The organism is Bittarella sp. HCP28S3_D9 (assembly GCF_052065655.1).
Classification (GTDB): Bacteria; Bacillota; Clostridia; order Oscillospirales; family Ruminococcaceae; genus Bittarella; species Bittarella massiliensis.
Genome location: NZ_JBQHTP010000025.1, coordinates 31,676 through 47,279, shown reverse-complemented (window position 1 = coordinate 47,279; position 15,604 = coordinate 31,676). Strand labels below are relative to the sequence as shown.

Genomic DNA, 15,604 nt, shown 5'->3' with positions numbered 1-15,604 from the left:
GGGGGCCCCCCCCCCCCCCCCACGCCGCCGGATGCTTTCCTCCGCCCGGCGGGGAGGACCCGTTCCCGGCGGGGGGATCGGCCGCCCAGCGCCTCCCTCTCTAGCTGGGCGTCATCTCTGCACAGGGGGTGTTTGGGAGAAGAGGAGGGGAGCGCGCCCGGGCGTTCGGCCTCTCGCCGGGCTATTGTCGCGGAGAGAGTGGCCGTTCGCCGGCCTGCCCCTCCACAGAAACGGCCCTTTTCCAGGCAGCCCGTTGCCTGGGCCGCGCGCGCACCGCAGCACCCTCTGCCCGTCGCCGTACTTGTAGTAGCGAGCAGCCCGATGTCTGGGACGCGCGCGCGCCGCCGGACATCCGGGTCCTCCCTCTGCCGCGGCACCGCCCGGGTCCTCCCTCTGCCGCGGCACCGCCCGGGTCCCCCCTTCTGCCCCGATGCACCGCCCGGCTCCCCTCTATCCGGCACGCCGTCCGCCCCCCTCCGCCCCAGCGCGCCGGGCGCAGAGGAGGCGCGCGAGCGAACGCCCTCTCTGTCCCCCTCCGCCCCTGTGTTCGGGCCGGGCGGACTGGCCCGCAGGGGCGCGCCTCCCCGCCGGGCAGGGGGGCGCGCCGCGCCCCATCCCCGCCCCTTTTCCTTTTTCCCCCTTTTTGAGATTAGATTTGGTTGACCATCCCGGACAGAGGTCGTATAATAAAATAAATGAATCGCCTGCCGCAGCCGCGGCGGGCGATGTTGGGATGGGGCAATATGGACAGACAAATGGGCGGCGACGAGACCGCCATCTACGCAATCGATGGGGACTACCGGATCGTCCACTTCAACCGGGTGCTGAAGGCGATCTTTCCCGAACTGCAGCTGGGCCAGCTCTGCTACCATGCCCTCTGCCGGGAGGAGGGGCCCTGCCCCGGCTGCCCCCTGCACAGAAAACAGGGCGAGGGGACGGTCTTTTACAACAAGTGGCTGCGCCGCTGGGTCGAGGTCAGCACCGGCAAGTTGGATTGGCCCGGCGCGGGGGAGTGCGACATCGTCCTCGCCCGGGAGATCCGGGAGGACAACAAGGGCCTCTTCTACGGCCTCACCAGCCTCTCGGTCTACGACGAGCTGTTCGAGCTGGACTTGGGGGAGGACCGCTACCGCATCCTCTACCACGAGGAGGGCAAGTACGTCATCCCCGCCCGGGAGGGGCGGCTGACCCACCTGGTGGGCGAGGTGGCCGAGGGGATGGTCCACCCCGGCGACCGGGCCGCCTTCCTGCGCTTCTGGGCGCTGGAGGACCTGTTGGAGCGGCTGGAGGGCGAGGGCTCCATAAAAGGGGAGTTTCGCAAGCGCTGCGCCGACGGCAGCTGGCGCTGGGTGCTGCAGACGGTGGTCCCCCTGCGCCACGCCGCGGGGGAGGGGCAGGTGGTCCTCTGCTTCGTGCAGGACATCGACAGCCAAAAGCGCAAGGAGATAGAGGAGAGCGCCGCCCTCGCGCCCGCCGGCCGCGACCCCCTCACCGACCTCTCCAACCGGCTGGCCTTTTTTGAGGAGGCGGACCGGGCGGTTGCCGCCGCCGGCGGGGCCCCCCTCTGCCTGGTGGCGGTGGACATCGAGCACTTCAAGCTCTTCAACGAGTGGCACGGCCGGACCGCGGGGGACCGCTTTTTGACCGAGGTGGCCGCCTGCCTGCGCGCCCTGGCCGACGCCCGCGGGGGGCTCGCCGGCTACATGGGGGACGACGACTTCTGCCTGTTGCTGCCCGACGCGCCCGAGGCGCTGGACGAGGTGGAGGCCCGGGTCTCGGAACTGGCGCGCCGCCGGGGGGGCAACGCCGGCTTTCTGCCGGCCTTCGGCGTCTGCGGGGTGGAGGGCCCCGCCCTGCCGGTGCGCACCCTGTACGACCGGGCCGCCCTGGCCATGGCCTCGGTCAAGGGCAACTACGCCCGCCGCCTCTGCCGCTACAACGAGGGGATGATGCAGCGGATGGAGGAGGAGCACCACCTCCTCTCCGAGGTGCAGCGGGGCCTGGAGCGGGGGGAGTTCACCTTCTACCTGCAGCCCAAGTGCAACATGAAGACCGGCAAGATCGTCGGGTTCGAGTCGCTGGTGCGCTGGCAGCACCCCCAGCGGGGGCTGGTGGCGCCGGGGGCCTTTATCCCGTCGCTGGAGAAAAACGGCTTTGTCACCAACCTGGACCGCGCCCTCTGGGAAGGGGTCTGCGCCAAGATGCGGGAGTGGCTCGACCGGGGGTTGCGGCCGGTGCCGGTCTCGGTCAACGTCTCCCGGGTGGACCTCTACACCGTGGACGTGGTGGCCTGCTTTCAGCAGCTCATCGAGTGCTACCAGCTGGACCCCCGCCTCATCGCCATCGAGATCACCGAGAGCGCCTACGCCGAGGAGTTCGAGATCATCACCGAGGCGGTTTCCCGGCTGCGGCGGGCGGGCTTCACCGTGCTGATGGACGACTTCGGCTCGGGCTACTCCTCCCTGAACATGCTCAAGGACGTGAACGTGGACGTCCTCAAAATCGACATGAAGTTTTTGGAGATGCGCGAGCAGAGCGCCGGCCGGGGCGCCGGCATCCTGGAGGCCATTGTGGGGATGGCGCGGCTGCTGGGGCTGCGGATGGTGGCCGAGGGGGTGGAGACCGCCGAGCAGGCGGAATTCCTGTTGGAGATCGGCTGCCAGTACGGCCAGGGCTACCACTTCGCAAAGCCCATGCCCATCGCCGAGGCGGAGGCCCTGCTGGCCGACGAGGGGAATTTTGACTACCGGGGCATCCACACCAAGCGGCTTCAGCTGCTGCAGATCCGGGAGCTGCTCAACGAAAACCTCTTCAGCGAGATCCTCCTCAACAACATCCTGGGGGGTATCGCCTTCTACGACGTCTGCGGCGACAAGGTGGAGCCGGTGCAGGTCAACGAGCAGTACTACCGGGTCACCGGCACCACCCCCGAGGGGCTGGAGGAGCGCCGCGGCCGCACCATGGAGAGCGTCTACCGGGAGGACTGGAGCATGGTGCTGGACGTCTTTCGCCGCGCCCACGAAAGCCCCCTGAACGGGGCCGAGGGCACCTTCCGCTACCTCACCGAGGGCGGGGACACCATCTGGCTGCACCTGCGCACCTTCTTTCTGCGCGAGCAGCTGGGCCACCAGCTCTACTACGGCTCGGTGAGCGACGTCAGCCGGCAAAAGCGGCAGGAGGAGCAGCTGGCCTCCTCCCAGCGGGCCCTCTCGGCGGTGGTGGGGCTGTCGGAAAACGACGAGTCCTTCATGCAGCTGGCCGAGGAGAACCGCCGCATCGCCGCCTCGATCTTTGCCCAGATGAGCCCCGGGGGGATGATCGGCGGCTACTGCGAGGAGGGGTTTCCCCTCTACTTTGCCAACCGGGAGATGGTGCGGCTGCTGGGCTACGACAGCTACGACGAGTTCGCCGCCGCCATCGGCTACCGGGTGCAAAACACCATCCACCCCGACGACCTGGCGGCGGTGATCCGGGACATTGGCCCCCACTACTACCCGGGGCTGGAGTACACCACCACCTACCGGATGCCCCGCAAGGACGGCAGCTGGTTCTGGACCCTGGACAAGGGCCGCATCATCGAGGCGGAGGACGGCCGGCTGGCCATCGTCAGCGCCTGCACCGACATCTCCCAGACCATGGCCGCCCAGCAGCGGCTGGCCGAGCGCAACACCTATTTGCTGGAGCAGAACCGGGAGCTGGACTTTCTCAACCACGCCCTGCCGGGGGCCTACCACCGCTGCGCCGACGACCCCGGGTACAGCTTCCTCTACATCAGCGACCAGTTTTTGGAGATGTTCGGCTTCACCCGGGAGGAGATCCGCGAGCGCTTTGACAACAAGTTCCTGGAGATGATCCACCCCGACGACCGCGCCCTGGTGAGCGTGGGGGGCGACTGCCTGCAGCGCGGGGCGAAGGACCACTCCATGGAGTACCGGATGTGCGGCAAGAACGGCTACCGCTGGGTCATCGACCAGAGCCGGTACATGGAGTACGAGGGCAAGCGCTTTTTCCAGGGGATGGTGGTCGACGTCACCGAGACGGTGGAGCTGCGGGACAAGATGCGGCTGCTGATGGCCCACACCCCGGAGAACATCTTCCTGCTGAAGGTGCGCGGCGGGGAGGGCAGCTGCCGGGTCATCGCCGACGGCCTCTGCCGCGACCTGGGCTGCCAGCCCGGCCAGTTTGAGCAGCTGCTGCGCACCCGCCAGTACGAGCGCTACCTGGATCCGGCCAAGCTGGACCGGCTGCGGGGAGAGCTGGCGGCGGCGGTGGCCGCGCGGGAGGAGTTTCACCGGGTGGAGAGACTCCGCCTCCCCGGCGGGCGGCAGGTCTGGGTCTCCCTGGACGGCCGCTGCATCGAGCGGGGGGAGGGGGAGGCCACCTACTTCTGCACCAACCGCAACGTGACCGCCGTCAAGGAGAAGGAGCAGGAGCTCTGGCTGGCCGGGCAGAAGCTGGAGAGCATCCTCCGCCAGGCGGGGGTCGACAGCTGGGACTGGGACCTGCGCGCCGACGCCCTCGTCTTTTCCGCCACCTCTGACCGGGCGGTGATGGGGCAGCTGATGGGCCGCCCGGTGACGGGGGAAAACCAGCGGGTGGAGCGCTTTTCCGAGCGGCTGCTGGCCTACCCCGGCCTGCCCGAGGGGCACCGGGAGCGGCTGGCCGCCTACCTGAAGGGACTCGCCACCGGGCGCGACCGACAGCACTTCTCCTGTGAGTTCCCCTTCACCGGGGCAAACGGGGCGCTGTTCTGGGTGCGCACCGCCGGCGAGACCATCTGCGACAAAGCGGGTCTCCCGGTGCGGGCCGTGGGCTACTACCGAAACATCACCCAGGAGAAAAACGAGTCCTTCAAGAGCAGGGAGGACCGCAAGATCCTCGAGCTGTTGCGGGGTCAGGCGGTCTACGACTTCCGCGCCAACTTGCAGCAAAATACCGTGTCGGAGGGGAAGGACAGCCGCGCGTGGCGCAGGGAGACCGGCTACCGCGGCGGCGACTGCTTGGAGGAGCTGCTGCGCTACGTGAGCGAGCAGCTGGTGCTCCCCTCCTTCCGCAAGGAGTTTGCCGCCTTCTGCGACCGGAAGCGGCTGCTGGAGTGCTACCGCCGGGGCCAGCAGATCGCCAGCATGGACTACCAGCGCCTCTACCGGGGCCGCCCCAGATGGATGCGGCTGATGATCCACCTGGCCGAGCTGGAGGGCTCGCCCGACGTCTTTGCCTACCTCTTCGTCATGGACATCGACCGGCAGAAACGGCAGGAGCTCAAGCTCACCCAGCTGGCGGAGATCGACGCCCTGACCGGCCTCTACAACCGGCGGGCCGCCATCCCCAAGATCGAGGCCTACCTGGCCGCCCAGCGGGAGGAGCCGGCGGCGCTGTTGATGTTTGATTTGGACAACTTCAAGCTGGCCAACGACGTCTTCGGCCACGCCTACGGCGACTCGATGATCGCCCAGAACGCCGAGCGGCTGCGGAGCTTTTTCCGGGAGGAGGACATCCTCTGCCGGGTGGGGGGCGACGAGTTTCTGGTGCTTTGCAAAAACATCCGGGAGGAGGCGGTGATCCGCAAGCTGGACACCATCGTCCGCTCGATGGTGGTCACCTACAAGACCAAGGACCACGCCATCGTCTTCTCCATCTCGGCGGGCTTTGCCATGGCGCCGGAGCAGGGGCGCACCTTTGACGAGCTCTACCAAAAGGCCGACATGGCCCTCTTCAGCGCCAAGATGGGCGGGAAGAACGCCTTCTCCAAATACCACTCCGACATGAAGTCCGTCCGCTATGAGCTGGCGGAGAAGGAGCTGCCGCCCACCTTGCACGGGGAGCGGGATTGAAATGTAAAATCCAGGTGATAGGAGGGCTGCCGATGCGCCGCGCCCTCGCGGGGGTGCACGGGGGTGCTCTCCCCGCCCGCGCCCCGTGTGGAGGGCGGATGTGGCTGCCCCCAAATCGAAAGGACGGGCCCCAGGCCCCTCCTGCTTCGGTTGGCGCCGCGACTTGTAGGGGGGGTGAAATCACACCTCCGTCAGCCGCCGCGCGCCCAAATGCCGCCGCACCCCGTGCAGGGGCGTGGATTGAAATGCGACCGGCAACCGCTACATCTGCCCCTATTCCGAGTCGCACCCCGCGTGGGTGTGAGGATTGAAATTCGACCGCCGACGAGGCAGAGGACATCACCCTGTCGTCGCACCCCGTGTGGGTGTGGGGATTGAAATGTCTTTGAAGAACAGGCGGCGGTTGGCTGAACAGGTCGCCCCCCACGCAGGTGCGTGGATTGAAATATACCGCCAGTGCGGTGCTCAACGATCCGCACCTGTCGCACCCCACGAGGGTGCGTGGATTGAAATGGGTTCCTCGGATATCAGAGCGGGCGACGGTGCAGTCGCACCCTGCACGGGTGCGTGGATTGAAATCCTGACCGCGTGCCAGAGGAGGTCTATGCCGAGTATGTCGCCCCCCGCGCGGGGGAGTGGGGTGGAATCCTCGCTGCAACTGTCCTGCAGCAAATCTGCCGGTCGTCCCCTGCGCAGACGTGTGGATCGAAATTTTCTGCGCCGGAGCGGTGTTGTTTGCGGTGGCGGTCATCCCCACGCGGGTGCAGGGGTCAAGAGATGGCGGGAGACACCCGGCGGCGGGGATGCAGCCGCGCCCCGCACGGGCGCGAGAGGGAAAACTCCGACTGCGACGCCATCCTGGGCAGGCGGCAGCTGTTGCGCCCTGTGGCGGCCGCGAGGAGTGAAATTTTGGTCCGGCGAGGGGGAGAGCCCGCCAGCGACAGTTTGCGGGTGGGTAGACAGAAAATGATTGCCCCTTCTCCACCTCTGCACCCATAGGCCGTGGCATCCCATGCGGGTGTGGCGGCGGAGATGCGGCCTGGGCGAACGCCCCTTCTGCCGATTCATCGGGCCATCTTCCCCCTGAGAAAGAAGAAAAGAGAGAGCGCCCCCGAGGGCAGGCTGCTGCCTCCCGGGGGCGCTTGTGGTTTTTCTTCTTCCTCCCGCTAAAGAGGGGGGAGAGAGCGGAAGGATGAGACGCATCCGGCCGCCCCCCGCCTGGCTTGGCCCGCTGTCCCCACCGGGAGAGGGACGGCCTAGCTTTCCCTTTTCCCCCGCTCTAAAAGGGCGATGGCCGGTCAGGGGAGCAGATCGCTGGGGAGAGACGAGGGGGCGGTCCCCAGCTCTGTCAGGTGGGGAGGAGAGCGGTCTCTGCCGGCCGTGCCCCACCCAGTTTCGCCCACCGCCTTTCACCGGGGGAGCGCGCCTGCCCTTTGGCACCATTCTTTTAAAAAAAGAAAGTTGGCGGGCCCCGTTGAGCCGTGCTCGACAGCTGGGGGGTCCCCCCTCCGGGGAAGGGGGGATATAGCCCGTTCTCCCAAAGCCATTGTCCTTTTTACTTGGGGGGAAAGCACCTCGCCTGGGAGGAGGACCCGCTGCCCCGCCTGAGGTGTGCGCTAAAGACAGCGCCGCTTCAGGGGGGAGAGGTCCCCCCAGTTGTGCGGTTTTCCTGCTATCCCTCCCGCCAGGCGGCCTCCCGCTGGGCCAGGGCCTGCCAGAGCGCCTCCTCCTGCTCGGGGTGGTCGATGAGGTCGCTGTAAGTGATGAAGTAGACGGTGTTTCCCCGCCGGGCAGCGCACTCGAACCCGGCGCAGTAGGCCTCGTCAAAGCCGGGGGCCTGCACAGCGGCAAAGGCGCTGGGATCTCGGGCAAAGGGCGCTTCGGCCAGCAGCAGGGGGAGGAGGGCCCGGGCCTCCTTTTCGCTCCCCAGGAGGTAGACCTGCTGGTAGAGCCAGGGGCTCTGCTCCCCCTCCCGCAAAAATTCGCGGGTCTGCCACTGCTCGGCTTGCAGGGAGCGGGTGTGGGAGAGGGTGCTCTCGCCCCCCTTCACCGGCAGGGCGGTGCGCTCTCCCCGGTGGCCCAGGTCGCCCAGCAGCAGATAGGGCCTCTGGGGGGTCTGGGGCAGGGGAGCGGGGCGCCCGGCCGCCCACTGGACGGCAGCCAGGCAGGCAAAGGCGGCGCAGCCGGCCAGCAGCACCCCGCGAATGGCCCGGTAGAGCCGCTGCTGCCTGCCCGGCGCGTGGTCCAGGGGGATCCCCCGGCGCAGCCGCCGGTAGAGAAGGCCGGTGCGCACCTGGCCGCAGAGCAGGGCAACCAGTTCCCGCAGCAGAAAGAGGGTGAGGGCCGCCACCAGGGCGGTTTCGGTCACCCAGGCCAGCCGCAGAGAGACCGCCCACCGGCCCAGGGCGCTGCCGACGCCGCCAAAGAGGGAGGCCCCCATCGCCAATTGCAGGGCGGCCAGCAGCAGAAAGGGCAGCCAGCCCAACAGGTAGTTTCGCCGCAGGGCCTTCAGGGTGTCGGCCTGCTGGCGGGGGTCGCTGTAAAACTCGGGCGCGCCGCTGCCCTCGGGGGCGCAAAAGACGTTCACCAGCCCGCCCCGGCTCACAAAGCGCCAGCCGCAGGCCTCGTAGAGGGAGCGCTGCTCCTCGGGCAGCTCGCTGCTCTCGTCAAAGACCCCGGGGCAGGAGAGCTCCACCCGGTAGCGCAGCCGGGCGGGCTCCCCCCGGCGAAAGCGGCTCAGCCAGGCCCCCCGCCTCTCCAACAGCCAGCCGCGGGCCGCCATCTCGGTGTAAAACTGCTCATTTTCCCCCAGGGCGTAGTCCCCGGGGTGAAACCGGTATCGCCTCTTCACTGGTACCCCTCCAATCCCGCTCCGTCCTCCACCATCTGTTTGAGCCGCCGGTACTCGCCCACCAGGGCCCGGCGTCCGGCGGGGGTCAGGGCGTAGACCTTTCGCCGCTCCCCCTCGGCCGTCAGGGCGATGAGCCCCTCCTTTTTCATCCGCGCCAGCAGCCCATAAAGGGTGCCCGGCCCCATCTCCAACCGCCCGCCCGAGAGGGCGCGCACCCGCTGCATAACGGCGTAGCCGTGACCCGGCTCGGCCAGGGCCAGCAGGGCGTAGTACATGGCCTCGCTCATGGGCTGTGTCTCGGACACCGCGCTCCCCTCCTCTCCAACTATTACGCGACGCGATATATCGCCTAACAGAATGATAGCAGAAATCGCCGCCCCTGGCAATAGGGAGGGGCGGGTTCGGAAGGAGGGGGAAAAGCCCCTTCGCGCCCCCGACACCCTGCAAAGGGGGGAGGGAAGGGGCGCGAAAATTTCCACTGTCCCCCGCTTTCCCTGCCGCGGAGATGCAGAGCCCATATGTTTCCCCCTGCTGGCCAGGCAGGGCAAGGCGGGGGCGCGGCTCCCCAGCGCCGCTTTCCACCTCTTCTGACTGTGCGGGCGGCTTCTATTCCGGTTCGGCGTTCCCCTTTCAAGGGAACAGGCGGGGATGTCGCCCAGAGGGGGACGCGCTCGCTCCCGGACCGCCGTTTTTCTCTGCGCGGGCGCTCCCCGACGGCAGTCATCCGAAGGGGAGGCTGTCGAGAGGCCCCCGTGCCCTCTCCAGTCCTCTCCAGCCATCCCCAGGCGGACGCGCCCCCCACCAGTCCCCCCAAAAAAAGAAACAGACAGGCCGTCTCCGACCCGTCTGTCCCTTGGAAAAGTCTACCGTTCAGTGCCTTCCTCCAGCAAGTAGACGTCCTTGCTGGACTGGTGGGCGGTGTAGGCGTAGAGGAGGATGACCCCGCCGTAAAAGACCAGCGGCGCGATCCAGGAGCCGGTCCAGTCGAAGAGGGCGCCAAAGAGCAGCGGCCCCACTGCCGAGAGGGGGTAGCCCGCCGACTGGGCCATTCCCATACGGGTGCGCCCCCCACCAATCCCCCCCAAAAAAACAGACAGGCCGTCCCCGACCCGTCTGTCCCTTGGAAAAGCCTACCGTTCAGCGCCTTCCTCCAGCAAGTAGACGTCCTTGCTGGACTGGTGGACGGTGTGGGCGTAGAAGGAGGATGACCCCGCCGTAAAAGACCAGCGGCGCGACCCAGGAGCCGGTCCAGTCGAAGAGGGCGCCGAAGGGCAGCGGCCCCACTGCCGAGAGGGGGGGGGACCCGCCGACTGGGCCATCCCCATACGGGCGCTCTCCCCACCAGTCCCCCCCAAAAAAAGAAACAGACAGGCCGTCCCCGACCCGTCTGTCCCTTGGAAAAGTCTACTGTTCAGCGCCCCCGTCCAGCAAGTAGACGTCCTTGCTGGACTGGTGGGCAGTGTAGGCGTAGAGGAGGATGATCCCGCCGTAAAAGACCAGCGGCGCGACCCAGGAGCCGGTCCAGTCGAAGAGGGCGCCGAAGAGCAGCGGCCCCACCGCCGAGAGGAGGTAGCCCGCCGACTGGGCCATCCCCGAGATGGCGGCGGTCTCCTCCCCGCCCCGGCAGCGGCAGACGAAGAAGGAGAGGGCCAGGCTGAGGGAGGCGGTCTGGGCAAACCCCAGGCAGAGCAGGCAGGGCGTCAGCACCCAGAGCCCCCGTCCAAAGCAGAGCCCCAAAAAGCCCACCGCAAAGAGGGCGGTGACGGTGTCGGCGATCCGCCGCTGGTCCCGCCGCCGGTCGGCCAGCAGGGGGATGAAGAAGGCCGCGGGCAGCCCCACCAACTGCATGGCCGTCAGCAGCCCGCCCGACTGCTCCACCGTCACCCCCCGCCCCAGGAGGATGGAGGGCAGCCAGGCGATGATGGCGTAGAAGAGGAGGGACTGGCTGCCCATGCAGAGGGTGATCTTCCAGGCCAGGGGGTCGCGGAGCATCCGCTGGAAGAGGTCGCCCCCGCCGCCGCCCTGCCTGCCCGCGCCCCCCTTTAGCTGGGGCAGCCAGAGGAGGGTGGCGGGCACCGCCAGCACCAGCAGCGAGGCCAGGGCGTTTTTCCAGCCCAGCCCCAGCCCGGCGGCCAGAGGGACGCTGACCCCCGAGCCCGCGGCGGCAAAGACCGACATGGCGGTGGTGTAGACGCTCATCATGGTGCCCGCGCGGGTGGGGAAGTCCTCCTTGATGATGCTGGGGATCAGCACGTTGCTCACCGCGATGCCCGAGCCGATGAGGAGGGTGCCCAGGTAGAGCCCCCAGACCCCGCAGTAGGAGCGGACGACCAGCCCGGCCACGGTGGCCACCATCCCCCCAAAGACGGCCTGGGGCCCGCCGAACCGGCGGCCGAGGCGGCTGACAAAGGGGGAGACCAACCCGAAGCAGAGCAGGGGCAGGGTGGTAATCATCCCTGTCCAGGTGCCCGAGAGGCCGGTGTCCCCCTGGATGGTGGGCACCAGCGGCCCCACCGAGGTGATGGGGGCGCGCAGGTTGCAGGCGATGAGGACGATGCCCAGGACCAGCAGGCCCTGTTTGCGCTTGTCGTTCAAGAGAGATCCGCTCCTTTTTCCAAAAATATTCTCCTTATTTTAGCACAGAGCGGCCTCCGGAGGGACAGCCTGGGCAAAAAAACGGCAAAAATTTCCCTGCCCGCCTTGTCATCCCCGCCGCCAGGCGGTAAGATGGGACAACACACCCCCAAGAGGGGAGAGGAGGAGAGAGATGAAAATCGACGTGAGACGGTTTCGGGAGGAGGACCTGCCGGCAGTGCACCGGCTGATCCTGCGGGCCCTGCGGGAGGTCAACGCCCGGGACTACCCCCCTGCGCGCATCGAGGAGATGGCCGCCGGCCTGGGCCCCGACACCCTGCGGGAGTGGGCCCGCCAGGGGCACAGCTATGTGGCCTGCCTGGGCGGGCGGCCGGTGGGCTGCGGCACCGTGGCCCCCTACTGGGGCAGTGTGCGGGAGAGCATCCTCCTCACCGTCTTTGTCTCCCCGGAGGCGCAGGGCCGCGGGGTGGGGCGGGCGATCATCCGGGCGCTGGAGGGGGACGTCTACTTCCTGCGCGCCCAGCGGGTGGAGGTGCCCGCCTCCCTCACCGCCTGGCCCTTTTACCAGAAGATGGGCTACCGCTTCAAGGGCGGGGCCATGCAGGTGGACGAGGGGGGCTGTGTGAGGATGGAGAAGTTCCCCCCGCAGGGGAGGGGGGAAGGGCGGTGAGGCCGATTTCCATCTTAAATGCCACCGAGGGGAACCTGCAAAACCTCTCCCTGGACATCCCGCGGGAGAAGCTGGTGGTCCTCACCGGGCCCTCGGGTGCGGGCAAGTCGACTTTGGCCGTCGATCTGCTCCACCGGGAGTGCCAGCGCCAGTACCTGGAGGCCATGGCCCTTCAGGGGATCGCCAAGCCGGGGGTGGAGCGGGTGAGCGGCACCTGCCCGGCGGTGCTCATCGCCCCCCGCACCGGCACCGCCGGGCCCCGCTCCACCCTGGGGACGGCCACCGGCATCTACACCGACCTGCGGATGCTCTTTGAAAAGCTGGCCTGCCAGCCCTGCCCCCACTGCGGTCAGACCATCCGCCCGGCCCTCTACCCCCAGGAGGTGGAGCGGGTGGGGGACGAGTACCACAGTCATCTCCTCTGCCCCCACTGCGGCCAGCGGGTGCGACTGCTGGGGCGCAGCGACTACTCCCACAACACCGAGGCGGGGGCCTGCGAGGGCTGCCGGGGGCTGGGGGTCTCGCTGCAGCCTGACCTGGGGCGGCTGCTGCGGGAGGACCGCGCCCTGGAGGAGGGGGCGGTGGCCCCCTGGGAGGGGCGCTACGGCGAGTACCAGGCCCAGCGGTTTGGCCGGGCGGCCCAGCGCCTGCACATCCCCCTGAAGGAGGGGACCCCCCTCTCCGCCTACACCCCCCGGCAGCGGGCCCTCCTTTTGGAGGGGGCCGGGAAGGGGGGCGATTTTGAGGGGGTGCTCCCCAACCTCTGGCGGCGCTATGCCGAGAAGAAGGGGGCCGCCTCCCGGCTGGAGGGGTATTTCACCCGCCAGACCTGCCCGGCCTGCGGCGGCGAGCGGCTGAAACCGGCCCCCCGCCGCGCCACCTTGGGGGGGATGCGGCTGCCCCAGTTGGCGGGCCTCTCCCTGGCCCGACTGGCCGGGTGGCTGGCAGTGCTCGGCGGCCAACTGGAAGGCCCCGAGCGGGCCCTGGCCGCCCCCTACCTGCGGGACCTGGGGACCAAGCTGGGGCGGCTCGAGCGGATGGGGCTGGGCTACCTGACCCTGGAGAGGCCCTCCGCCACCCTCTCGGGGGGCGAGGGGCAGCGCGTCCGCCTGGCCGCCGCCCTGGACGCCGAGATCACCGGCATCCTCTACATCCTGGACGAGCCCACCGCCGGGCTGCACCCGGCGGACACGGCCGGTCTCATCGCCGTTTTGAGAGAGCTGCGGGACCGGGGGAACACCGTCCTGGTCATCGAGCACGACCTGGAGGTGATGGCCGCCGCCGACTGGGTCATCGACCTGGGGCCCGGGGCCGGGCAGCAGGGCGGGCGGCTCTGCGGCGCGGGTCCCCTGGAGCGGCTGCGGGGGATCGAGGGCTCCCCCACCGGCCGCTGGCTGCGGGCCGCCCACAGCCCCCCACCCGCCCGGCGCACCCCCGCGGGGGCGCTGCGGCTCTCCGGGGCGACCAGCCACAACCTGCAGGGGCTGACGGTGGATTTCCCCCTGGGCTGCCTCACGGCGGTGACCGGGGTCTCCGGCTCGGGGAAGACCAGCTTGGTCTTTGCCTCCCTGTGGGCCGCGCTGGAGGGGGACGCCTCCGCCGGCCGTCTGCCGGGGTCGCGCCCCGGGCGGGTGGTGGCGGTGGGACAGGAGCCCTTGGCCCGCTCCCGCCGCTCCTGCGCGGCCACCTATGCGGGGGTGTTCGCCCCCATCCGGGCCCTCTTTGCCGCCCAGCCCGCGGCGCGGGAGGCGGGGCTGACGGCGGCGGACTTCTCCTTCAACAGCCCCGGGGGCCGGTGCGAGCACTGCCAGGGGCTGGGGGAGGTAAGCAGCAACCTCCTCTTCTTTGAAGACCTGCAACTGCTCTGCCCGGTCTGCGGGGGGCGGCGGTTTTCGCCGCCGGTGCTGGCGGTGCGCTGCCGGGGGAGGGACATCAGCCAGGTGCTGGAGCTGTCGGTGGACGAGGGGGCGGCCCTCTTTGCCGACCTGCCCGCCATCGCCGGGCCCCTGGGGCTCCTCTCCGAGGCGGGGCTGGGCTACCTGCCCCTGGGACAGCCGTCCAGCGCCCTCTCGGGCGGGGAGTGCCAGCGGCTGAAACTGGCCTGTCAGCTCTGGGAGGGCCGGGGGGAGACGGCCCTCTACCTGATCGACGAGCCCACCGCCGGGCTGCACCCGGCCGACGTGGACGGCTTTTTGCGCCTGTTGGACCGGCTGGTGGAGGGGGGGGCCACCGCCGTGGTGGTGGAGCACGACCTGCAGTTCATCGCCGCCTGCGACTGGGTCGTCGACCTGGGCCCCGGCGGCGGGGAGGAGGGGGGCCGACTGGTGGCGGCCGGCACGCCGGAGGAGGTGGCCCGGACCCCCGCCTCCCTCACCGGGCGGCACCTGGCCCCCTTTTTGCGGGGGATGGGGCTGCCGGCAACCAAATAGAGGCGCGGCCGGAAACGGGAGAGGGGGGGGGGGGGTTTTTCCCGCCCCCCGCTCTTTTGTCGCCTGCAATCACCCCTGGGGGAGGAGAACATAGACTGGTGATGAGCATCCTCCACTTCACAAAACAAGGTACAGGTGATTGATATGGCTAGAATTTTGGTATACAATGTGGCCTCCGGCCGGATGGAGACCTACAATCGGGGCGAAAACGACCCCATGCCCTACTCCTACGGGCGCACCCTGTTGGTCAAGGAGTTCCGGGGCTCCTCCCGCTCCAACACCCTCTGGACCAACACCGCCGCCATGGAGTCCTGGAACGCCACCCGCCGCTCCTGGGGGCAGGGGATCTATGTGGGCTACGCCTTCAAGCGCATCTGGGAGGGCGGCCACGGCCAGCAGAGCCAGCACTACGCCGGCGTCTCCTTTGACGTGGGGCAGAACCTGGGCAGCACCTGCCGGCGGCGGCTGCACAACCTGGCCCAGTCCCTGGGGGTCTGGGTCTATGTCGAGCCGCTGAGCATGACCCCCAGCTGGGTGCACTTTGACAAGCGCACCAACCCGCCGGCCTGTTCGGCGGGCTACCCCCTGCAGCGGGTGGGCAGCGCGGGCACCTATGTGCTGGTGCTGCAGGACGCCCTCAACGCCCTGGGCTACCGGGCGGGCTCGCTGGACGGCTACTTTGGCCAGAACACCCGCACCGCCGTGGTGAACTACCAGCGGCGCAACGGCCTGAGCGCCGACGGCATCGTCGGCTGCGCCACCTGGCGCCGCCTGGTCAGCGAGGTGGTGGGCATCGGCCGCACCCCCGGCGTGGTGGACTAGGGCCGGCTGTCGGCAAAAAGAGAGAGGGGAAACGGCTTGTTTCCCCTCTCTCTTTGGGTTTGGTGGGTGTCTTCGATGGTGGGGGTCGCGGCACCGCCCAACAGCCTTGGAGCGGCAGCTCGGGATCGCTCCCCGGGAGGGGAAAGGCGAAACCATCAAAAACGCCGAGGCCAAAGCCGCGATGCGAGTTGCCCTTCTCGTGCGGGGAGGGGCGCGCCACCGAGAGCCCGATTGCCGCCCACTTTTTCAAAACAGAAGAGGACTTGAAGGCCGGGAGTAGAGGGCCGCAAGGCAGCGGGTTTTAGCCAATGCCCACTTCCACGAGCGAGGGGGAGACCGCCGAGACTTGGCTCGCCCCTGCCCAGGCCCTTATTTCAATCCACTCCCCCTACGCGAGGGGGAG

Annotated in this window: 8 protein-coding genes and 1 CRISPR repeat array (1 of these 9 only partly in view); of the genes, 4 read left to right on the top strand and 4 right to left on the bottom strand. The window is 68.8% G+C overall.

Annotated features, from left to right (window positions below):
• Positions 1–743: 743 nt before the first annotated feature.
• The gene (locus tag ACTNAU_RS11760; protein ID WP_441098528.1) at positions 744–5,834 is read left to right on the top strand and encodes an EAL domain-containing protein; all 5,091 of its coding nucleotides are present in this window, start codon (positions 744–746) and stop codon (positions 5,832–5,834) included.
• A gap of 1,672 nt (positions 5,835–7,506) precedes the next feature.
• Here ACTNAU_RS11760 and ACTNAU_RS11755 read toward each other — a convergent pair.
• The 4 genes from ACTNAU_RS11755 to ACTNAU_RS11740 all read right to left on the bottom strand — a co-directional run bounded on the left by ACTNAU_RS11755 (position 7,507) and on the right by ACTNAU_RS11740 (position 11,280).
• Complete coding sequence (locus ACTNAU_RS11755) at positions 7,507–8,685, bottom strand: DUF2812 domain-containing protein (protein WP_441098527.1); 1,179 nt, start codon at positions 8,683–8,685, stop codon at positions 7,507–7,509.
• The gene (locus ACTNAU_RS11750; RefSeq protein ID WP_441098526.1) at positions 8,682–8,990 is read right to left on the bottom strand and encodes a PadR family transcriptional regulator; all 309 of its coding nucleotides are present in this window, start codon (positions 8,988–8,990) and stop codon (positions 8,682–8,684) included. Before ACTNAU_RS11750 ends, ACTNAU_RS11755 begins: the two co-directional genes overlap by 4 nt.
• Before the next feature lie 558 nt (positions 8,991–9,548).
• On the bottom strand, positions 9,549–9,740 hold the full coding sequence (locus ACTNAU_RS11745; RefSeq protein ID WP_441098525.1) for a hypothetical protein: 192 nt from the start codon (positions 9,738–9,740) through the stop codon (positions 9,549–9,551).
• Between the two features lie 349 nt (positions 9,741–10,089).
• The gene (locus ACTNAU_RS11740; RefSeq protein ID WP_441098524.1) at positions 10,090–11,280 is read right to left on the bottom strand and encodes a CynX/NimT family MFS transporter; all 1,191 of its coding nucleotides are present in this window, start codon (positions 11,278–11,280) and stop codon (positions 10,090–10,092) included.
• A gap of 172 nt (positions 11,281–11,452) precedes the next feature.
• Here ACTNAU_RS11740 and ACTNAU_RS11735 point away from each other — a divergent pair, with 172 nt between their 5' ends.
• From ACTNAU_RS11735 to ACTNAU_RS11725, 3 genes are all read left to right on the top strand, one after another.
• Complete coding sequence (locus ACTNAU_RS11735; RefSeq protein WP_441098523.1) at positions 11,453–11,950, top strand: GNAT family N-acetyltransferase; 498 nt, start codon at positions 11,453–11,455, stop codon at positions 11,948–11,950.
• Entirely contained in the window at positions 11,947–14,379 is a 2,433-nt protein-coding gene (locus ACTNAU_RS11730; RefSeq protein WP_441098522.1) for an ATP-binding cassette domain-containing protein, read from the top strand. The genes ACTNAU_RS11735 and ACTNAU_RS11730 overlap by 4 nt, the downstream gene beginning before the upstream one ends.
• Before the next feature lie 144 nt (positions 14,380–14,523).
• Entirely contained in the window at positions 14,524–15,201 is a 678-nt protein-coding gene (locus ACTNAU_RS11725; RefSeq protein ID WP_185915006.1) for a peptidoglycan-binding domain-containing protein, read from the top strand.
• Positions 15,202–15,572: 371 nt separating this feature from the next.
• A CRISPR array of direct repeats spans positions 15,573–15,604; the repeat unit is 34 nt (it continues 276 nt past the right edge of the window).

Excerpts from the sequence above, each read along its gene's own strand:
- ACTNAU_RS11735 (WP_441098523.1), top strand. The coding sequence starts at position 11,453 with ATGAAAATCGACGTGAGACGGTTTCGGGAGGAGGACCTGCCGGCAGTG.
- ACTNAU_RS11745 (WP_441098525.1), bottom strand. The coding sequence starts at position 9,740 with ATGGGAATGGCCCAGTCGGCGGGCTACCCCCTCTCGGCAGTGGGGCCG.
- ACTNAU_RS11760 (WP_441098528.1), top strand. The coding sequence starts at position 744 with ATGGACAGACAAATGGGCGGCGACGAGACCGCCATCTACGCAATCGAT.
- ACTNAU_RS11725 (WP_185915006.1), top strand. The coding sequence starts at position 14,524 with ATGGCTAGAATTTTGGTATACAATGTGGCCTCCGGCCGGATGGAGACC.